This is a genomic window from Aurantibacillus circumpalustris (genome assembly GCF_029625215.1).
Lineage (GTDB): Bacteria > Bacteroidota > Bacteroidia > B-17B0 > Aurantibacillaceae > Aurantibacillus > Aurantibacillus circumpalustris.
This window is the reverse complement of record NZ_CP121197.1, coordinates 1,054,279-1,074,686: the sequence shown is the minus strand read 5'-3', so window position 1 is coordinate 1,074,686 and position 20,408 is coordinate 1,054,279. Positions and strand designations below refer to the sequence as shown.

At 35.6% G+C, this 20,408-nt stretch carries 14 protein-coding genes and 1 tRNA gene; 6 read left to right on the top strand and 9 right to left on the bottom strand.

Features of this window, described 5'->3' with window-relative positions; genetic code table 11:
* Positions 1 to 13 precede the first annotated feature (13 nt).
* Together P2086_RS04460 and P2086_RS04455 are read right to left on the bottom strand one after the other, a co-directional pair.
* On the bottom strand, positions 14 to 2,839 hold the full coding sequence (locus tag P2086_RS04460) for an AsmA family protein (RefSeq protein ID WP_317899233.1): 2,826 nt from the start codon (positions 2,837 to 2,839) through the stop codon (positions 14 to 16).
* A 345-nt stretch (positions 2,840 to 3,184) separates the two neighbouring features.
* Positions 3,185 to 5,029 carry an ABC transporter ATP-binding protein gene (locus tag P2086_RS04455; protein WP_317899232.1) on the bottom strand — a complete coding sequence of 615 codons (1,845 nt, stop codon included), beginning with the start codon at positions 5,027 to 5,029 and terminating at the stop codon, positions 3,185 to 3,187.
* A 166-nt stretch (positions 5,030 to 5,195) separates the two neighbouring features.
* Here P2086_RS04455 and rpmH point away from each other — a divergent pair, with 166 nt between their 5' ends.
* Complete coding sequence (gene rpmH, locus P2086_RS04450) at positions 5,196 to 5,351, top strand: 50S ribosomal protein L34 (protein ID WP_096091642.1); 156 nt, start codon at positions 5,196 to 5,198, stop codon at positions 5,349 to 5,351.
* 75 nt (positions 5,352 to 5,426) lie between these two features.
* On the opposite strand, the gene recO is transcribed toward rpmH, so the two are convergent.
* On the bottom strand, positions 5,427 to 6,143 hold the full coding sequence (recO, locus tag P2086_RS04445) for a DNA repair protein RecO (protein WP_317899231.1): 717 nt from the start codon (positions 6,141 to 6,143) through the stop codon (positions 5,427 to 5,429).
* On the bottom strand, positions 6,143 to 8,479 hold the full coding sequence (porZ, locus tag P2086_RS04440) for a type IX secretion system anionic LPS delivery protein PorZ (protein ID WP_317899230.1): 2,337 nt from the start codon (positions 8,477 to 8,479) through the stop codon (positions 6,143 to 6,145). Before porZ ends, recO begins: the two co-directional genes overlap by 1 nt.
* Before the next feature lie 90 nt (positions 8,480 to 8,569).
* Between porZ and P2086_RS04435 the strand changes: the two genes are divergently transcribed.
* Positions 8,570 to 8,643: transfer RNA gene (locus P2086_RS04435), tRNA-Arg, on the top strand.
* A 163-nt stretch (positions 8,644 to 8,806) separates the two neighbouring features.
* Here P2086_RS04435 and P2086_RS04430 read toward each other — a convergent pair.
* Positions 8,807 to 9,730 (bottom strand): OmpA family protein, encoded by a 924-nt coding sequence (locus P2086_RS04430; RefSeq protein WP_317899229.1) that lies wholly within the window; start codon positions 9,728 to 9,730, stop codon positions 8,807 to 8,809.
* A 323-nt stretch (positions 9,731 to 10,053) separates the two neighbouring features.
* Between P2086_RS04430 and P2086_RS04425 the strand changes: the two genes are divergently transcribed.
* Both P2086_RS04425 and P2086_RS04420 read left to right on the top strand, forming a co-directional pair.
* Positions 10,054 to 12,216 (top strand): S46 family peptidase, encoded by a 2,163-nt coding sequence (locus P2086_RS04425; protein ID WP_317899228.1) that lies wholly within the window; start codon positions 10,054 to 10,056, stop codon positions 12,214 to 12,216.
* 269 nt (positions 12,217 to 12,485) lie between these two features.
* Positions 12,486 to 13,298: an amidohydrolase family protein gene (locus P2086_RS04420; RefSeq protein ID WP_317899227.1), complete on the top strand. Its 813-nt coding sequence runs from the start codon at positions 12,486 to 12,488 to the stop codon at positions 13,296 to 13,298.
* Between the two features lie 21 nt (positions 13,299 to 13,319).
* Here P2086_RS04420 and P2086_RS04415 read toward each other — a convergent pair whose 3' ends face one another.
* Entirely contained in the window at positions 13,320 to 14,891 is a 1,572-nt protein-coding gene (locus P2086_RS04415; protein WP_317899226.1) for an N-acetylmuramoyl-L-alanine amidase family protein, read from the bottom strand.
* Between the two features lie 139 nt (positions 14,892 to 15,030).
* On the opposite strand from P2086_RS04415, the gene P2086_RS04410 reads away from it, so the two are divergent.
* Positions 15,031 to 17,589 (top strand): putative LPS assembly protein LptD, encoded by a 2,559-nt coding sequence (locus P2086_RS04410; protein WP_317899225.1) that lies wholly within the window; start codon positions 15,031 to 15,033, stop codon positions 17,587 to 17,589.
* A gap of 15 nt (positions 17,590 to 17,604) precedes the next feature.
* On the opposite strand, the gene rfaE2 is transcribed toward P2086_RS04410, so the two are convergent.
* The 3 genes from rfaE2 to panD are packed head-to-tail and all read right to left on the bottom strand — an operon-like array spanning position 17,605 to position 19,454.
* Positions 17,605 to 18,096, bottom strand: coding sequence for a D-glycero-beta-D-manno-heptose 1-phosphate adenylyltransferase (gene rfaE2 / locus P2086_RS04405; RefSeq protein WP_317899224.1), 492 nt, complete (start codon positions 18,094 to 18,096; stop codon positions 17,605 to 17,607).
* Positions 18,074 to 19,102: a lysylphosphatidylglycerol synthase transmembrane domain-containing protein gene (locus tag P2086_RS04400; protein WP_317899223.1), complete on the bottom strand. Its 1,029-nt coding sequence runs from the start codon at positions 19,100 to 19,102 to the stop codon at positions 18,074 to 18,076. The genes rfaE2 and P2086_RS04400 overlap by 23 nt, the downstream gene beginning before the upstream one ends.
* Before the next feature lies 1 nt (position 19,103).
* On the bottom strand, positions 19,104 to 19,454 hold the full coding sequence (gene panD / locus P2086_RS04395) for an aspartate 1-decarboxylase (RefSeq protein WP_317899222.1): 351 nt from the start codon (positions 19,452 to 19,454) through the stop codon (positions 19,104 to 19,106).
* A gap of 84 nt (positions 19,455 to 19,538) precedes the next feature.
* Between panD and porT the strand changes: the two genes are divergently transcribed.
* The gene (gene porT / locus P2086_RS04390; RefSeq protein WP_441296766.1) at positions 19,539 to 20,318 is read left to right on the top strand and encodes a type IX secretion/gliding motility protein PorT/SprT; all 780 of its coding nucleotides are present in this window, start codon (positions 19,539 to 19,541) and stop codon (positions 20,316 to 20,318) included.
* The last annotated feature ends 90 nt before the right edge of the window (positions 20,319 to 20,408 follow it).

Here is a 20,408-nt window from a genome sequence, read left to right as displayed (position 1 = left end):
ACTCATAATTAAACTACTTCTTACTTTCAGCAGCTTTCGCGTCCGCTTTTACTTTTGCGTCGTCCAAAATTTTCTTTCCTCTTACATCCGCTTCATCTAAAATTTGTTGCGCTTTTTTATCCACTTCTTTTTTAGCAAGCTCCGCGCCTTTTTTAGCAGCCATTTTCGCAATCGGATTGCTTGCTTCTTCCACAAGTCTATCGGCATTGGCGTAACCCTCCTGTTTTGTTTTATCAGACAAAGTTTTTGCTTCGGCTTTTAATCTATCCACTTGAACTTTTGCGTCCTCTAATATTTTTTGTGCTTCTTCGTTTGCCTTATCAATACCTGCATTTAAGGCTTGCGTTGTAACGGTAGATATAACACTCGGCTGACCTTCTTCACCCTTCATGCCTGTTTTAATAGTAGGTTTTGTTACTGTTCCACCCATGGAAACATTTACTTTTATTTTTTCACCCAGTGTAATGTTTGTGCCAGCTTTCGCATTTGCTTGTGCCATTAATCCATCTAACACTTTGTTTGCAGCGCCACCAAACATGCTACGCGGTATCTCCATTTTATACGTGTAATCGATTGTTTGATCCAAACCAGTGCTACCGCTAATATTGGTGTTGATTCCAGCTATTTTCACATCAAACGGTTCTAAATATAATCGACCATTTTTGATGGCGTATTTCGCGTTTACATTATCAACATCCATGTTTTTAAGCTGTTCTATTTTTAAAGCCTCACCTAATTTTACAAATGGAGGAAAACCGCCAACACTCACTTTATTGGTTTTGAATACTCCATGCGCATCAACTGCATTAAGATCTGGCTCCATTTTATCATTTAAAGATGTTTTAAAGTTTTCGAGACTCGCTGTAAACATTCCTTTTGCGTATTCACCAATAGGCGCTAATTTTTTAACCGAGTTAAATGTTTTGAATGTTGTTTGAATATCAAAATTTTCCATTTTTAAATTCATTCCAACAGTAGGCTTCTTAATATTAGTTGTTTCGTAATAACCGTTAATAGTCAAAGCACCACCAATGACATTCATTCTTAAATTGGTCATGTCTACCTTTTGATCTCTAACGACGATGTTCCCTACCATGTTTTCTAAAACAAGATTCGTGTACAATACCTTATTTATTTTAGCATCCAGGTTAAAATCATAATTTGCAGGCACCGCAAAAACGCCAGTAGTAGCAGTGCTATCCACGGCAACGGTAGCCGTTGTTGCCGCAGTGCTGTCGCTTGCCATAAGTTCGTTTAGATCCATTAAATTACTGTTTAAGGCAAAGGTTCCTTTGATAAGATCGTCCTTAAAAATGTATTGTAATAAATTATCGATTCTACCAGAAGCCCTGATATCACTCTTACCCATTAAGGCGTCAAATGCAGCCAGTTCAACGTATTGTGTTGTGAAATTAAGTTTCATGGTGTTTAACTTCACTTCATAAGGCAAGGTGCTGGTTTTATAGTTCATCTGATCAATTTCAAATGCTCCACTCGCATTAAACTTATCGAACTCTTTTTTATCAATAGCACTCATGTGTCCATCAGCACTAATATCTGCCTTAATTGTACCGCTCAGGTTATCTCCTTTTTCAAGTGGAACAAAATCTTTTACAGAAGCTAAATTGATTAAGCCTTTAATATTGGTATTAATTCCCGGATCTGAAATAGGTGTTTTAATGTGGGCTACAATATCAATTGGATTACCAGCCATTTCGATATGGAATTTATTTATATCTACGGTTGTTGCATCTAGCACACCCGTAGGATTTAAAACCTTAACATCAATATTGATTTTATCAACTGACTTAGGAAGACTCGGGTATTTAAACATCGCATTAACAATAGAAAGGTTCACGCCAAACGCAGGTAGCTGCGAAGCGTTATATCTTCCTTTAGCATGCCCATCAAGTGCTATTTTTCCAGAGGTTTTTACTGAAGCGAAATCTTTGCTATAAACACTTGGTATCAAAGATAAAATGGCTTTAAACTCGGTTTGTTTTGCGCCAAATTTTAAATCCATATCAATATTTGTATCAGGCATTAACACATAGCCATCAAAGCCAAGCGTTAAATCGTTCAAACTAAACTCATTCTCTTTAAAGGTATATTTAGATTGAAGCATGTCCATATCTAAATCAGCCTTCATCTTTGTGTGCACTTCGTTTAAGTAAGCAACACCGTCCATTTTAAAGGTTGTCTTCGCAATGTCCATTAAATTCTTCATCACAAAAATATCTTGAGTGAAATCTCCATTAATGCTATAATTAAAATTTTCTAGCTTAGCATACATGTTGCCCTTTTGATCATCGTAAACAATATACGCCTCTGTAATTTTAAACTCTTTTAGTTTCAGTGCAAACTTAGTTGGAGCTGAAGTATCTGCCGCAACTTCAGAAATTGTATCGGTACTTGGTTTGGCAATATCCCAATTTGCAACACCGCTTTTAAGCACTTTTCCTAAAATACGTGCTTTGTCAATTACGATGGAATTAATTTGATAAGGACCCCCATTTAATACACTTTTAAGATTAATGTCTGTGCTCAACTCACCAATGTAAGCGAGTGTGTCATCTTTAAAATCATCAATACCAATAACACTTACCTTTTGGATTTTAAATCTAAAATCAGGGAAGGAAGAAATTAAACTAAGATCAAAATCTCCAAAATCTACCTTTGCATTTAAATTGGCGTTGGCCTGTTCCTTAACTAGTGCTACAATTTTATCCTTAAATATAAATGGCGCAGCAATTAATAATAGAATAATCAGTAGTAAAGAGATTCCGGTCCATTTCAGAATCCTGGCTAGTAAACTTTTTTTAGGTTTTGAAGAAGTCATAATTCAATTGAATTTTAGAATGATAAAAATAAGAAGAATTAGCTGAAGAACCTTATTTAATGCCTTATGTATCCTCATAATTACCAGTTATTGGCTTCTTAAGCCAGAGAAATTGGGGAGATTATAAAATTGTTAAAATTTATGCCCTGCCCAACCCTTTTCTAAAATCAAGTGTATTTGTTTGTATACCTGGAAAAACGATTAAAATATGTAGTAGCCCGCACTTCGTTTTCTTAAATTATTTGGGATATAGATTGTTTGCCCTTTTAGTGTGTTTAGTAAGAAAATGGCTATTACGCAAAACAGGCAGTTCGACAGGCTGCCTGTTTTTTATTACTAACTAAATCAACTTAGCTCAAATTGCATTTTACTTAATTTGTAGTACAGTCCTTGGTCGTTTAAAATCAACTCTTGGTGTTTACCACTTTCTTGAACCACGCCGTCTTGCAGAACAATAATTTTATCTGCATTTTTTATGGTAGCCAAGCGATGTGCAATAACAACACTTGTTCTACCAACCATTAATTTATCTAGAGCTTCTTGCACAAGGTATTCACTTTCACTATCAAGACTGCTTGTAGCCTCATCGAGAATTAAAATACTTGGGTTTTTAAGCACGGCGCGTGCTATGGCAATGCGCTGACGTTGTCCGCCAGAAAGCTGTATCCCACGCTCCCCAACAAGTGTTTGAAATTTATCAGGAAAAGAAAAAACAAAATCGTACGCATTCGCCTTACGCGCAGCTTCTTCAATTTCAAGATCAGTCGCATTTGGACGGCCGTAAGCAATGTTATCACGAATGCTTCCTGCAAATAAAATGACATCCTGCGGCACCAAGGCAATCTGTTTTCTGAGTTCTGTAAGTGAAATAGATCTGTTATCAATTCCATCTATCAAAACTGAACCACTTGTTGGGTCATAAAATCTTAGAATGAGGGAAGCAATGGTACTCTTTCCAGAACCGCTTGAGCCCACCAACGCAACCGTTTGGCCTGCTTCCACTTTAAAATCAATATTCTTAAGGACATTAAAATCTGGTCGTGAAGGATAATTAAAAGAAATGTTTTTAAATTGAATTTCACCTTTGGTGTGTTTTTCTAAAATACTGTTGTCTTTAAGAAGATCGATACTTTCTATGTCGCCATCAATTAGCTCAAACACTCTGTCTGTGGCGCCTAATGCACGTTGAATAGATGCTATTTGTTCTGGTAAACCGCCAAGAGATCCCGCGACAAAAAGAGACAGCATCATAAAAGTTCCAAAGTCTTCTGCTGTTATACTTTTATCTACTTTTAAAGCAAAAAGCATTTGCCAAAGAATAAAAAAGATAGACCCAAAAACAAAAATCATTACAAAAGAAAAGAACAACCCTCTGAAAATGCCATATTTTATACCGAACTCACGAATTACCTCTGATATTTTATCGTATTTATTTATCTCGTATTTCTCGTTCGTAAATGTTTTTACATTCGTGATGCCTGTAAGCGCTTCGCCCACCACAACGTTTGATTCGGCGATTTTTTCCTGATATACTTTCGAGAATTTTCTAATTCTTCGCGAAAACATAATAGCAACAATAGTCAAAGGTGGTATAATAACTAAAAACCATTTTGTTATGGCCCATTCACTTGTAACAATTAATAAAATTAGGCCTCCCACACCAACAATGGTTTGTCTTATAAGTTCAGCAATGTTAACGGTAAAAGCATCGGAAATTACACTGATATCTGTTGCCATTCTACTACTTAGTTCCGCTACCTGGTTTTTTGAGAAAAAACTCATTGGCATTTGAATCAATTGTTTAAACGTGTCTTTACGAAGTGCTTTTAGAATGTTTTCTGTAACCTGGGCAAAAAGGTACACACGTCCGAAAGAAAAAGCTGCCTGAAGAACCAAAATAATGAGAAGTACGAGGCCAATTTTCATTAAATCGCCACTTATTTCTTCGGGTGAAAGGGTGTTTTCGGCTAAATAACCCAACATTTGACCTGATTTTAGAGGAAAAATAAGCCCAACGCCAGCACTTGCCGCAAGAAAAATCATTCCAAGGACAAACTTCCACTTTTGCTTGCCTAAATATGCGAAAAGGCGCATTGAGCGCTTTAAGTTGGCTACATTTAGCTTCGCTTTCGGTAATTCGTCGTTGGCGCTATTGGTTGGACCAGCGCCCCTTTTTTGCTCTTTTGCCATATAAAACCCCAAAATTACGTCATTAATAACTTATCTTGTCATTAAATTGTAATCGGAACATCAATAAATGCAGTAGTTTTTTCAAATAAAATTTGTCGGAACAAAAATTAGCTCTATATTTGCACTCCATTTTTAGGAATAAACAACATTTTAATAAAAATATATCATGAAAAGGACTTTCCAACCATCGCAACGCAAGAGAAAAAACAAACATGGATTTAAAGAGCGTATGGCAACTGCAAACGGACGTCGTGTATTAGCATCTCGTCGTGCAAAAGGTCGCGCAAAATTGACTGTTAGCAGCGAAAAAACTCATAAATAAGATTCTTTTATTTTAGAATTGAAGCCGTACGGAAATTCCGGGCGGCTTTTTTGCGTTTTAAAGTTTGGTATCGTTTTACCCCGAAACAACTTCTCTTAATACCTCAAGACTTTTTACTTCATTAAAGCCTGGCACATGTAATTTATAGTATGCCAACAAAATCTCCAGCAACGTTTGGCGTTGAACGTTAGTAATACCACTTTTTAAGCTGTTGATTTTTAAAAATTCAGAAAAAAGCAAAGAATCTTCTTTATTTAATCCAAGTGGCATAGTTAAACCCACCGAAGAAAAGCGTCCTTCACGGCAATCGAAATAGGGAGTATTAGACGTGAAATTATTTTGAGGTTCAAAGCCAAGATATCGGGTAAATTCACTTAAGAAATAAAGGTGAAGATTGATGCAGTTGTCTGTATCGTTTAAAAATTTAAGGCATGTTTCTATAAACTCATAAACGTGTGTGTTGGCACTCTGTTCTTTAAGCGTTTTGATAAGGATTTCGTTTAAGAACTGAGCAATACTGAGTTTGGCTATAGAGTTTGAAATTTGCGAGCTAACATAATAACAAGAGGCTTCGGTGAGTTGATGAATTTCTTTGTTTTCTTTTACAATTAATTCTACATCCATTAAACTTAATGGTAAAACGCTTGCAGGTTTAATTTTTGATTTGACACCATTGCTCACATGCGTGGAAACGGTAATCATTCCATGACCACGGGTATATAATTTTAAAATAAATTTTTTATCGCCATGCTTAATTGCCTGCAAAACGATTGCCTGATCGGAAACACGCATTAATTTACAACAAGAATTTTTGTGGAAGCTCGAAGTTCTCCTGTAGCGTTAGAAGCGTAAACGATATAGACTCCAGAAGTTGCTCTTGTGTTAGCAAAGGTTGTTATTGGCCACTCTATTTGCCCGCCGCTAGACTTAGCTTCCCACACCATATTCCCACTTTCATCTACAATTTTTACAATGGAGTCATCCACCAAACCTCTTATTAAAACCGTGCCCAGATAACCAGGTTTTACAGGGTTTGGATAAGCATAAACACCGCTCGAATAGTCCTCTTCACCCACCACAACAATTCCCCTAAATGATTGCAGGCCAGCTTCTGTTCCGAAAAAAACATCGCCTGTAGCATCGTTGTAATTTATGTCAATAATCGTATTGGAGTACAAGGGACTGTTTTCTTTCGTAAAGTGGTAAAGTTGCTTCAAACCATCTGGACTAAAACAATATACCCCGCCTGACTGGGTGCCGCACCATTTATTATTAGCTCCGTCGGCTTTAATTGCGGTTACAATTTCCTTGCCCAACAAAAGTTCAACATTTCCATCTTGAATAATTTTAATTGGTTGTGAATCAAAATTACCGCCATTAAAAATTGCTGTCGGGTTATAAAAAACACTAATTCCCTGGCTGGTGCCTATCCATATTTTACCGTCTAAATCTTCTGCTATTGAATAAATTGAGTTTGACTGCAAATTACCGTTGCCGATTGAATTACTGAGCCATTTATAATTTGAATTGAGGCGAGGGGGTTCAAAATTATTATGTTTATATACTGTTAATCCGCCGTCTCTTTCATGAAGAACCCAAACATAATTATTTCTGTCAGTAAAAGTTTTCCGGGCAAAACCGTGAGTCACGTCAAAAGTAAAACTTTGGTACCCTCCGTTTTTCTTAATTACATTTAAAAAGGCTTTTTGATCGCTACTGGCAAACCAAAGATTGCCTTGCTTATCCATACTTAATCCCGAGCATCTTGGCTCACCATTATAGGTGCTCATAGTAGGATTATTGGTAGGCGTATAGGCTGGTCTTACTGCCTTATTGTTTTTGAATTGCATTACACCATAATACCAGGAAGCTATCCACATTTTGCTTGTGTCTATTCTATCCCACAAAACCGAAGTGACATCTTGAATGATATTACCATCATCGTCTAAACATTTTAAATATGACCAATATCCTTCTCTAAGCGTATTTATACCTTCTCTTGAATAATTACCAGAACCGGTATTGTTAATCAATGATGGGGAAACAGCCACTTTACCCTTAAATATATCTATGTTTGAAATGATGCTTTTGTTCATGCCATTTCGGGTAACTCTTTTGTTTGGATCGTAATATTCGTAAAACTGATTTAATCCAAAGCGCGCATCGGCAATCCAATAAGACACTCTTTTTGAATGATCTAATCCAAAATAAGAATCTCTGTATGTGCCATAATCAAATACACCATCAAAATGAATAAGCTGTTGTACAAGTCTCATTGAATCTATATCCTTCACGATTAAACCAAGTGGATCGACCGTAGAAAAAAGATTTTTGTACACTGGGCCCATTTTTATTATGGTTTGGCCATTTGGCTCTAATTTAGTCCAGTTGTTGTTTGCAAAAACAAAAACGGAATCTTTTCCTTTAAAATCAACGTCTGCAGTACTTGGGCAATAGCACCCTACTATTTTACCTTGAACATTTTGCACCCCACAATAGATACCTTTTGGCAATCTCAGTGTGTCTAAAGTCCAATTAACATAATTATTTAATGCACTACTTCTATTTGCTCTATACATTCCAACGGGAGTAGCTGCAAAAATATATGTATCATTTAAGGCTATTTGTTGAATTTGCATATTCGTTGCATTTGGCCCAATAATATAGGTTTCTTTTGTTTCGAGTTTATCTGTGTCAAACACAATAATTCCAAAGCCACAGGCTAAATAAGCGTACTGCTTATCAAAGGTGACTTCATTTATGATTTTTTTTCCGTTTATTGATTTTAATTTGATGTCCGGGTAATTTATGATGTTTCCGTTGGCGTCAATTATGTCGATATTACTGTTATCATAAATAACTAAAACCTTGCTATTGTAGGTATTTGTGCGCAGTAAACGAATACCAATGTCACTGAGCCCGTTTATTTTGTTGAGCGGCTCGGTAACGAGTTCTTCTTCATTAAACTTTACCAGTCCATAATAATTTGAAGCATAAACGGTAGAGCCGTTTTTGGTTACCGTATTACAAGAATTAATTCCTAAATTATCTTGCCAGGTTCGTGGCCCAACTTGCGAAAAAGCAGGGAAAAAAATTACACAAAAAAGAAAAAAGAGAGTCCTATACATATTTCAAAATCACAAGTTAGCTTATAACGCTAAAATTACAATAATATTATATTACGCGAGCAAATATGATGCTATATTTGCCTAAAATATGGCTCCGTAGTTCAATTGGATAGAATGACAGATTCCGGTTCTGTTGGTTGGGGGTTCGAATCCCTTCGGAGTCACAAATAAAACAAATGAACCGGCTTTCCTATTAAGCTGTTTTATTTTTGAAAAGGAACGCGTAATGTGGGCGTTTTTGGCAAGCTTTTAAGTAACAGGTAGTATTCTTGTCAGTGCTAGCACATTTTCTAAGAGAAATTTTTATACTTTTGATTCTATTTCTTCTTATTTTTTTATCGGTATAAAAAACACTTCCACTCTTCTGTTTTTTTCTCGCCCCTCATCTGTAAGGTTTGTTGACACAGGCATCTCATCGGCATAACCATTTGTTGTAATTTTATTTTTTAATTCGGGTAGTTTTGTTACGAAATAATTTCGAATTGCTTCAGCACGATCAACCGACAATTTTTGGTTTAATTTCTTATTCCCAGTACTATCGGTGTGGCCATTTATAACAAGGTTAAATAGTGGATTTGCTTTCAGTTCATTTATAATTTCGTCCAATTCTTTTTTTGCCGTTGTTTTAATTTTCGCTTCATTGGTATTAAATAAGTACAGAGAATTTAAGGATAATTGTTTTGCTGAACCAATTGCGGCAACCGCATCAATATCGGCACCCGGCCACATGTGATCACCTTTTTTGGAAGTTGTTCCTGCGTCTACCAGTTTCACGTAAGTAAAAATATCTCCAGGTTTTGTTGAATCGCCAATTTCAATTAAAGCGTTGCCGCCACTTATTTTCCCAACGTTAATCCAGGTTTTTCCATTCTTTGAAACATACAAAAACGTTTCTTCAACATATCTTCCCACTTCAAAAACATATAAATCTGGACCCTCAATATTTACTAAGGCATTGTCAGTAAAGGCCAAAATTAATTCACCCCCAGTTCCTAAAGACACAAAGCCACTTACTCTCATCTCGTTAAAGTCTGGCTTACCAATTCCATCATTAGGATTTCTGTTTTCAGGAATAGGAGCTGGAGTGCCTGTTTTATAACTCACCATTTTATCGGCAAATGAAATATCACCAAGTGGCAACTTTATTTTTCCGCCGTGTCCATTGCTGTATTCTTTTTCAGTGGTTTGCGCCGCGAAAGGTAAATGCCCAACTATAAAAATTAAAACAAAACAAAACGAGATTCTTTTCATAAATTCGAAGTATTATTTATAAAGATACTTTCTTTAATTGAATATCCTCGAGGCAGAGTCTAGAAGTATCCTGCCACTATTACACTAATTTTTACTAACAAAATTCATTCATGCTAATTCGCGTAATTCGTGGCCAAAAAAACTAGGCACCCCGAAGTAAAGCCGATATCGGCTTCGAGGAATTCTTTTTATTAAATCCCCCAAAAGACGTGATTTCTTGGTAAGAATTGCCGTGTAAGGCCTTTTAAGACTAATGATTGACATAAAACATGCTGTTATTTCAAATTCAATGCTATTTTTGCATCTCACAAATTAATTTATTCATGAAAAAAATAATAATTACCCTAATTGTACTTTTTACAATTAACAGTATTTCAGTAAAGGCCGATGAAGGTATGTGGCTTGTTCATTTAATTGGAGAGAAAACATACGCTGACATGACAAAAAGAGGTCTTAAATTAACCAAGGAACAATTGTATAGCATGAACTCTAATAGTTTAAAAGATGCTATTGTACTTTTTGGTGGCGGTTGCACTGCTGAAGTAGTGAGTAAAGAAGGGTTATTGTTTACAAATCACCACTGCGGTTATTCTAATATTGCAGCTTCGAGTACTGTTGATCACAACTATTTAAAAGATGGTTTTTGGGCTAAAAGTAAACAAGAAGAAATTGCTTGTCCTGGTTTAAGCGTGCAGTTTTTGGTTAAAATAGAAGATGTAACAGAGGCCGTGCTTACTAAAATAAAGGATGTTAAGCCAGAAGATATTACAACTCAACTAACAACAGTGCTTAACGAAATGTCAGGAAAAACCTCTGACGGAACCGGTTACGAAACACGTGTAAGCAGTTTTTTTAAAGGCAACCAGTTTTTGAAATTTACTTACCAACGTTATACCGATGTGCGTTTAGTTGGCGCACCACCTGAAAGCATTGGTAAATTTGGTGGAGACACAGATAATTGGGAGTGGCCTCGTCATACAGGTGATTTTTCCATTTTTAGAGTATACATGGCTGCAGATGGAAAACCGTCAGATTTTAAAGCTGAAAATGTACCTTATAAACCAAAACAATTTTTACAAGTATCTATTAAAGGTGTGAATGACGGTGACTATGCGATGATTTATGGTTACCCTGGCGGCACTAACCGTTACGAAACTTCTCATGGCGTTAAACTTAAAATCGACATTGAGAATCCAAACCTTGTGACGCTTCGTGATGCAAGACTTAAAGCCATGATGACTGAAATGGTAAAAGATCCTGCGGTTAAAATTCAATTAGCAAGCTCATATGCCGGCATTGCAAATTACTGGAAGTTTTTTGATGGAGAAACAAAGCAATTGATTAAACACAATGTTCTTGCACAAAAAGAAAAAGAAGAAAAACAGTTTGAAACCTGGGCAAAAGGAAAGTCTGAATACGATAATCTTTTCTCTGGAATTAAAGCTTCGTATGATAGCTGGAGACCCTATGCTAAAGGCCGCGTGTATTTAAACGAAGGAATCATGGGTTCTCCACTTTTAGCGGCTTCTTCCAGTCTAAAAGCACTCGATGACGCTTTATCTGCTAAGGAGATTAAGCCTGAAGCCGTAACTAAAGCAACTGCTGCGGTTAAAGCCAGTTTCGAACGCTTTAATAAAGATGAAAACACGGCTTCAGATAAAAGCATTCTTGCAACGGTGTTAAACATGTACTATCATGATGTAGATGCAAACCAACAACCAATAGAGTTTTATACTAAATTAAAAACAAGTTATGGTGATCTTGAAAAAGATGAAACCTATAAGAAATTTGCAAAAGATGTTTTTGAAAAAAGCATCTTGTTAAACGCTGCACGATTTACTGCTTTTGTTGAAAATCCTGATACAGCGATCTTACACAAAGATTTAGCTTATTCAACAGCTTTGGCTTTCATTAATAATTACAACAACAACTATTCTAAATTTTATAAAAATTTTATTTCTACGAATTATGCTTATGGAAATAAATACCTTAAAGGTGTTTTAGAAATGAAAAAAGGACAAGCTTTGTATCCAGACGCTAATCAAACCATGCGCGTGTCATTTGGAAACGTAAAATCCTATTCGCCAAGAGACGCGGTTAACTACAAAGAAATTTGCACACTCAGTGGTGTTATGGAAAAATATACGCCGGGAGATTACGAATTTGATGCGCCGGCGAAATTAATTGAATTAATTGCTGCCAAAGATTTTGGTCAATACGTCGACAAAAAAACAAATGACATTGTTGTAACATTTATTACCACCAACGACATTACAGGTGGTAATTCAGGATCTCCTGTTTTAAATGCAAAGGGCGAATTAATAGGCCTTGCTTTTGATGGAAATTACGAAGCCTTAAGCCATAAAATAGCTTTTGATGGTGAGCTAAACCGTACTATTTGTTTAGATGTTCGTTACTTGTTGTTTGTTGTAGATAAACTTGGTGGCGCTAAAAATATTGTGGATGAGTTAATTCTTGCAAAATAATTTTTAGTCTTTTACGATTTTATAAGCGGTTAAACTAATTTGGTTTAACCGCTTTTTTTATGATATGTTTTCATGGTGTAAAAAATAATCCTACTTTAGTAGTGTTCTTATATGTTTTGATTGGCCATTTAACTGCCAATATAGCTCATCACAGAAAAGATCCTCAAATGAAACTTGGGGAGTTTTGAATGCCACAAAACCCATGCGCCTTAATTTTCAAACAATGGCGAGAAATAAAAACTAGTTTAATTATTAATAAAACTCTTCTCATGATTATTGACGTTCACACTCATTTAAACAATTACCACGAAGGAATATTTGCCACTGTTGAAGAAAGCTTGGTTAAGCTTCAAGCGGCAATGGACGAGAATCAAATTGATTACTCGCTCATTCTAACGTCGTATGTTGTAAATGTGAATAGGCCAAGTGTTAAACAAGTGGTAGAGGCTGTACGTGGTAAAAAAAACATGGGAGTTGTTGCGGGGATTAGCTATAACAATTTCAAACTAAATGATTTAATTGAAATACACGAGTACCTAAAAGAAGGTTTGCTTAAGGGAATAAAATTATATCCAGGTTATGAACCTTTTTACCCTTATGACAAACGTTTAAAAATAATATACGATTTAGCGATTGAGTACGATGTGCCTGTTATGTTTCATTCAGGCGACACTTACACTCCAAAAGGAAAAGTTCGTTATTCTCATCCACTTCACTTAGATGATGTGGCCGTTGATTTCCCTGAAATGAAAATAGTCATTTGTCACGTTGGTAATCCATGGATTAAAGATTGTATGGAAGTTATTTATAAAAATAAAAATTGTTACGCGGATTTTTCAGGACTGGTATTAGGAGATTTTAGCGATCGTTTTGAAATCTACATGAAAAATCAATTGGAAGAAATGATACTGTATGCAGGTGAACCAAAATACTTATTATATGGAACAGATTGGCCAATTTCTAGCATGAAATCTTATCGCTCATTTATGAAACAACTTGATTTGCCAGAAGAAAAAAAGGAATTAATTCAATGGAAAAACGCTGCTAAACTCTTTAAAATAGATGTAAACAATATAAAGTAAAATGTAAACTTTACTTAATTTTTACTGCCCAACTAGTTTTTTTGCTTCGTTAAGATCTATACGTTCTCCGCCCTTAACTGCGATTACAAAACAATCTGTAAATCCCTTTTTACGCAGATCCGTTTGATGATCAAAGGCGTCTTTCACGTTCGAAAATTTGCCGGAGGTGTATTTCAAAGTTTTATTCACCTTATAAAAATCAGCGTCTGTAATTGCTGCAAACTTTTCCTGTTTAAGATTTAGTGCAATGTCGCTGGTTGCAAATTGCACTTTAAAAACAACTTCATTCTTGATTAAATCTTCCTTTTTCTTTAATTCGGCCAGTTTAAGTTCTTGCTCTTTTTTTAAAGTATTCGCAGTTTCTGATTTAGGTTGATCTGCTAATTTGGTTTCTTTTTTAAACTTGTCGGCGATAACTTTTGCTGAAACAACTGAGTCTTCTTTTTCTGAATTTTGTTCGTAGTCTGAAACCTCTTCACTTATTTGCTTAAGCGCAACAGATCCCTGTTCAACAGCTATCGGTTTTGGTTTTTTTTCAGTTTTCGGAACTTCCGGTTCTGTAGCTTTAGTATCTTCCGGTTCATCATTTGCTACCACATCCTCTTCATCATCATCTTCGTCTTCGGTTTTCTTTGAATTACTTTGTCCCTTCGCTTTAATGTTTTCATTTTCCAAAGGCGTTTGATTTTCAAACTCATCGTTATATTCTTTTTTATTCCCTTCAACCTCGTCCTTGTATTTTCTTATCCCTCTAAACATTGCTTTAGCGAGATATTCCTGTCCTTTATCACTTCCTAAAAAAGTTTCTTCTAAGGGATTTGTAAGATAACCCAATTCGGTTAAAATGCTTGGCATCGACGTTCTCCATAACACCCAAATACTCTGACGATGCACCCCTCTGTCGAGGCGTCCGGCTTTTCTTTGATACTCATCTTGCATTTTTAAAGCAAGGTTTGCACTTTGAATTACGTAAGCAGAAGTGTAATTGCTCATGATGATATAACTCTCTTCACTCTCAGGATCAAAGCCGCCATACTTTTTCTCGTAATCATCTTCATAAAAAATGGCAGAGTTTTCGCGCGTTGCTACTTTCATTTTTCCCTCTTCATTCTTTAATCCCATCACATACGTTTCTGTTCCATAAGGCCCGGGATTTGGTTTCTCAACAACTATCAATTTCCCCTTTTTATTTCTGTACGTTTTCGGACGCTTTCTTCCTGTTTTAGCATCCTTTACCATTACAGGCTTTCCGGCTGCATTACAATGAATGGAAATAAAAAGATCTGCTTTCGCTTTATTCGCTATTTGTGCACGATCTTCCAACTCAACGAATACATCGGTTGTGCGCGTGTAAACAACTTTAACATCCTTAAAATTTTCTTCTAAATATTTACCCAGTTTAAGCGCTACCGCTAAAGAAACCTCTTTTTCTTTGTGAGTAAATCCTAAACAACCAGGATCCTTACCACCGTGCCCTGCATCGATTACAATTATTTTTATAGAATTTACGCCGCTTCTCGAAATAAATTTGAATGCTAGTCCTGTAAATACAAGTGCTGTAAGTACAATAAAATATTGTAATTTTTTAACCATGAACTCTAATATAATTTTATGCAATACGTTAAAGTATTGTAGCTTTGTATGCCTTAGCGCGTTGAATAAAAGTATTTGATTCTGCTTGATAATCACCACACATAATAAAGTAGTTTTCTTCTTTATCTTGTTAATATCTTTGAGTATTAACGGGTTAAACGCTCAAGCGCTACCCAGCGATACGTTAAAAAAAGTTACAACAGATACTTTAGTTCGAAAAGAAGATACTTCAGAGAGTATTGATGAACCTATAAAATATTCCGCTGAGGATAGTATTGTGGCACTTCCGCAACAGGGTAAAGCTTTACTGTACGGCAAAGCCAGAGTTGATTATGGTGGAACAACAATTGAAGCGCAATTTATAGAAATTGATTATACCAAAAATCTTATTCTCGCATATGGTTCTAAAGACAGTACTGGAAAGCCATTCGGCAACCCTGTTTTTAAAGACAATGGTGAAACCATGGAAGCTGATAAGATCATGTATAATCTTAAAAGCAAAAAAGGTAAGATTTATAACGCGCTCACAAAACAAGGCGAGTTGCTTGTTATTGGAAGCGAAATAAAAAAAGATAGTCTTAACAACATTTATTTTAAAGACATGCGCTGTCTCCCTTGTCAGGAAGCCGATGCGCGCACGGCCTTTCGGGCAAAAAAAGCGAAAGCCATTCCAGATGATAAAATAGTAACCGGGCCCATGTTTCTCGAAATTGGCAACATTCCAACGCCTTTAGGTTTACCATTTGGTTATTTTCCAAATACAAAAAAACAAGCCAATGGAATTCTTTTACCAACCTTTGGTACCTCGCAAGACAGAGGTATAAACTTAAGAAATGGAGGTTACTACCTTGGCATAAATGATAAAACAGACATGATCATTAGAGGTGATATCTATGCGAACGGAACGTGGCTGTTAACCACCAACAATAATTATAACATCCGTTACAAATCTTCTGGTGCCGTAAATTTAAGTTACAGCAGTTTGCAAATTGGTGATAAAGATATCCCTAAAACTTACCGAAACGAAGTATCATACACCATTGGCTGGCTGCACACACAGGACAATAAGCGAAACCCTTCTATCAGATTTAGCGCCAATGTTAATTATAGGAAAAACCAAATTTACAACCGCTTTAATGCCATTAATACCGGACAATATGTTACCAATACCTATCAATCTAACATCAACTTTACCAAAACATTTAAACTTAGCTCACTCAGTATTAATGCCACCCATAGTCAGAATTCTCAAAGTCAATTGGTTGAAATTACATTTCCCAAATTAACTTTTAATGTAAATCGTTTTTATCCATTTAAGCGCGCCGGTGCTGTGAAACAAAGTGTTATTGATAAAATAGGTATTAGCTATTTATTGGAAACAGAGAACAGATTAAGTGGAAAAGACTCAACTATTTTTAAAGGATCCCCTTTGGATAGTATGCAATATGGATTGAGACATAGTCTACCCATCTCAACCAACTTTAATATTTTGAAATACATTACTGCTACTCCGGCTATCAATCTTAGTTCTGTTTTATACACTAAAAGCATCAGCAAAACATATACAACACAACCTGAATTACGGGATTTTACTGTGAAGACAGGTGGTGATATCGACACCGTGATAAAAAAATCAGTTCAGGTGCCTGTTATAAATACAAAAACCAATAAAGATTTAGTAGCTGCCTACGAAGCTAATTTTACAACTGCTTTTAATACAAAAGTTTATTTCGACTACTTATTTAAAAAGGGAAAATTAAAACAAGTAAGACACTTATTAATCCCAACGCTAACTTATGGTTACCGACCAGATTTTGGTGATCCAAAATATACCGTTTGGAAAAATGTTCAATACGATACTCTCGGAAATAAAACAAGTTACTCCATTTTCGAGAAAAGCTTATACGGTGGCCCTCGACGAGGAAAAGAAAGCTCCTTAACATTAAACCTGAACAACGTACTCGAAGCTAAGTTGAAACAAAAAACAGACACTGGTACTACTTTTAAAAAAGTTACTCTAATACAAGGCTTAGGAATTAATGGTTCATACAATTTTGCTGCAGATAGTTTCAAAATGAGCGTGGTTGGTGTGTCATTGCGAACGGTGCTATTTAAGTATTTTGATATCAATGTGCTTTCCAGTTTTGATCCTTACACGTATAACAAAATTTCTAAAACAAGAGTCAATCAATTTGTATCTAAAAACGATGGTCGTGTGGCTCGTTTTACTTCCGGAAGTTTAGTTGTAAGTACTTCCATTGGCAGCAATATGATTGAAGCAATAAAAAAAACAAGGCAACCAACCGATCAAACAAATGGTGTTGAAAGAGGCGCAAAAAACGATCTAAATAATCAGGAAACCATGCCTTGGAATTTAAGAATAGGTTATAATCTCAACCTCTCTAACCCTGACGATAGAAAAATAATAACCAGTCAACTACTTAATTTTTCTGGAGATTTAATGCCGACAAAATTTTGGAAAGTTGGAATTAGTAGTGGTTTTGATTTTAATACGCAAAAATTAAGTTATACCAAATTCGATATTTACCGTGACCTGAAATGTTGGGAAGCGCGTATAGAATGGATTCCGTTTGGGCCAAATAAAAGCTACAATCTTGTTTTGAATTTAAAAACTGCTATGTTAAGTGATTTCAAAATTCCGAAACGCAGTATTCCAAGATTTGATAATGATTTTTAAAATCCTATTAAGAATTTATTTCAGAATTTTTTCGATTAGTTTAGTCGTTGAATAGCCTTCCACCATAGGAATCGTAATTACCTCACCACCATTCGATTTCACAATATCGTAACCAACAATTTCTTCTGCTTTATAATCGTTTCCTTTTACTAAAATAGTTGGCTGTAAAAATTTAATCAATTCGTAAGGCGTTGCTTCATCAAAAAAAACAATCAGATCAATACACGCTAAACCTGCTAAAACTGCTGATCTTGTGTGTTCATCATTAATGGGGCGGTTTGGAGCTTTATTAAGTAGTTTTACCGACGCATCTGTATTTAAACCTAAAACCATAAAGTCACCAAGATCACGCGCCTGACATAAATAGTCGACATGACCAGGATGCAAAATATCAAAACAGCCGTTTGTAAAAACGATTTTTACTGAAGGTTTACGAAGAGCGTTCAGGCTTTTCAAAGCCTCTTCTTTACTTACAATTTTATTTTTAAGCTGTTGGTGAAACGGCATCCTTTTTTCGATTGTAAATTGGTAAAACAATTAAACTAATTATTCCAAGTACAACAATAAGAATAAACTGGCTGGTCCAAGATAACCAAGGAAGTGCAAAAGAGGACACTCTGTCAATGTTGTAAGTAACTAACAAAATGCCGCCGACAATTGCGGGGTAGGCTCCTAAGCCGCCTGGAGAAAAAATAACACCAAATGTTCCAAACAGTAAAAGTGTTAAGCACTCTTTGTGTCCTAAATGAGCGGTTCCTGGCAACGCGAAAAAACAAAAATAAAGAGCGTAAAAATAACAAGCCCAAATCATCAAACTTAAAATAACAAATTGTAATGGGTTTTTCATTTTTCTAACAGAGCCAATGCCTTCAACCATTCCTTTGATGATGCCACCTAATTTTCCTTTTAACAGCGCTGAGAATTTTTTTCGAATAAGAAAAATTCCAACAATAACGAAAAAAAACACCGCAGCCAAAACAATCAATTTTAAAGGGCTTTCACCAATTACAGAAAGTTTTTCCAGAACCTTATCAAAAATAAGTTTGTTTGCCAAGCCAATTAACTCGCCAAACTGTACGGCTAGAGTTAAAAGAAAAATCCCTAAAAATAAAATAAAATCTATAATCCTTTCAGTGATAACAGTTCCAAAACCAACCTCAAATGGCACTTTATCATATTTCGCTGCCAGTGTGCAACGAGACACTTCTCCCATACGCGGAATTCCATAATTCGCAAAATATCCAACGAGCACATGACACGTTGCGTTTAATAAATCGGTTTTATAACCCACTGGTTTTAATAAATAGTTCCATCGGTACGCTCTTAAGAAATGACTCAATAAAGCAATTAACATAGATACCCCAATCCAAAAATAATTTGCTGTTTGAAACGCTACAACTATTTCAACTTTTTGTTCAGGAGTGATACCAGTAAGAGAAAGCCAGATTAATAAAATACCTATTCCTAACAGTACAACAAATTGTATGACTGACTTGGTGTTTTTAATTGCCATGTTATTTTACTTTATTTTTTGCCGTATCTGGAAAAATAACCCAGGGAACAAAGGTTTTAGCCTTTTCAAAATCCATATTCGCGTAAGAAATAATAATTACAACGTCACCCAATTTCACCTTTAAAGCAGCAGGGCCATTTAAACAAATAACACCGCTTCCTCTTTCACCCTTTAAAACGTAAGTCACAAAGCGTTCCCCGTTGTTCTTGTTTAGAATGTGTACTTGCTCATTTTCTATTAAATTTGCGGCATCCATTAAATCTTCGTCAATAGTAACGCTGCCTATATAATCCAATTCTGCTTGTGTAACTGTTACACAATGCAACTTAGATTTCATAACCTGAATTTCCATAAGGGCACAAATTTAGGGTTTTTTATTAGTTTTAGACTAATATTAAACCCAACAAAATCAATAACTTTACACAATTTAACCTAGCTGAAACACGTTATTAACTCTCTGAAAAGAATAGCCTTAATACTTATTGCATTTTTAAATTCCATTCTTGCATTTGCTCAAGAAAGCGACGGCTACGGTGTAAATTTGAGGAATTACTATAGCCGAAAACTCAACTTCGGTTTTACAATTGCTGGTAATCAAACTGATTTTAGAATTAATCCTGTGCCTAACTCAATGTTTCCCGATACTGTTATTGGTGAATCACGTTTCAGAATGAAAACAGTTTATTCTAAACCTTCTGTTGGCTTTGCAATTGGTCTTGTAGCGGACGCAAGACTTTTTGAATATGTACGCTTAAGGCTTACTCCAAATATTAGTTTTGGAACGCGTAAAGTTGAATACACGCTTGCCACAAGTGATCGCGACAGCCTTAAGATCTTCGAAAAAACAGTTGAATCTGTTTTCTTAATATTTCCTCTTGAATTAAAAATACAATCTAAACGACAAAGTAATTTTTCTGCTTATGTCATTGGAGGCGGTGGCTATATTTTAGATCTTTCTGCACGTAAAAAAGCCGGAAGCGGCTCTGCAGGAGGCTCTAATCAATTAGACGACGCTGTGAAAGTACTGCGCGACGATTTCTTTTACAGTGCCGGTGCTGGAACTGATTTTTATTTGCAATACTTTAAACTTGGCTTTGAACTCAAACTCCTGATCGGCACAAAAAATCTTCTTAAAAAAGAAAACAGTGTGTTCACAAACAGCATCGATAAAATGCGCTCACGCATGGTAGTATTTAGTATTACTTTTGAAGGATAAGTCTATATCCTCATCTCAAAATTGTTTTTACTGCCAAACATTTGTATGTGTTCATAGAATTAATGTAATTTGTACTCGTAATGAAGAATA

Excerpts from the sequence above, each read along its gene's own strand:
- P2086_RS04460 (WP_317899233.1), bottom strand. The coding sequence starts at position 2,839 with ATGACTTCTTCAAAACCTAAAAAAAGTTTACTAGCCAGGATTCTGAAA.
- P2086_RS04455 (WP_317899232.1), bottom strand. The coding sequence starts at position 5,029 with ATGGCAAAAGAGCAAAAAAGGGGCGCTGGTCCAACCAATAGCGCCAAC.
- rpmH (WP_096091642.1), top strand. The coding sequence starts at position 5,196 with ATGAAAAGGACTTTCCAACCATCGCAACGCAAGAGAAAAAACAAACAT.
- recO (WP_317899231.1), bottom strand. The coding sequence starts at position 6,143 with ATGCGTGTTTCCGATCAGGCAATCGTTTTGCAGGCAATTAAGCATGGC.
- porZ (WP_317899230.1), bottom strand. The coding sequence starts at position 8,479 with ATGTATAGGACTCTCTTTTTTCTTTTTTGTGTAATTTTTTTCCCTGCT.
- P2086_RS04430 (WP_317899229.1), bottom strand. The coding sequence starts at position 9,730 with ATGAAAAGAATCTCGTTTTGTTTTGTTTTAATTTTTATAGTTGGGCAT.
- P2086_RS04425 (WP_317899228.1), top strand. The coding sequence starts at position 10,054 with ATGAAAAAAATAATAATTACCCTAATTGTACTTTTTACAATTAACAGT.
- P2086_RS04420 (WP_317899227.1), top strand. The coding sequence starts at position 12,486 with ATGATTATTGACGTTCACACTCATTTAAACAATTACCACGAAGGAATA.
- P2086_RS04415 (WP_317899226.1), bottom strand. The coding sequence starts at position 14,891 with ATGGTTAAAAAATTACAATATTTTATTGTACTTACAGCACTTGTATTT.
- rfaE2 (WP_317899224.1), bottom strand. The coding sequence starts at position 18,096 with ATGCCGTTTCACCAACAGCTTAAAAATAAAATTGTAAGTAAAGAAGAG.
- P2086_RS04400 (WP_317899223.1), bottom strand. The coding sequence starts at position 19,102 with ATGGCAATTAAAAACACCAAGTCAGTCATACAATTTGTTGTACTGTTA.
- panD (WP_317899222.1), bottom strand. The coding sequence starts at position 19,454 with ATGGAAATTCAGGTTATGAAATCTAAGTTGCATTGTGTAACAGTTACA.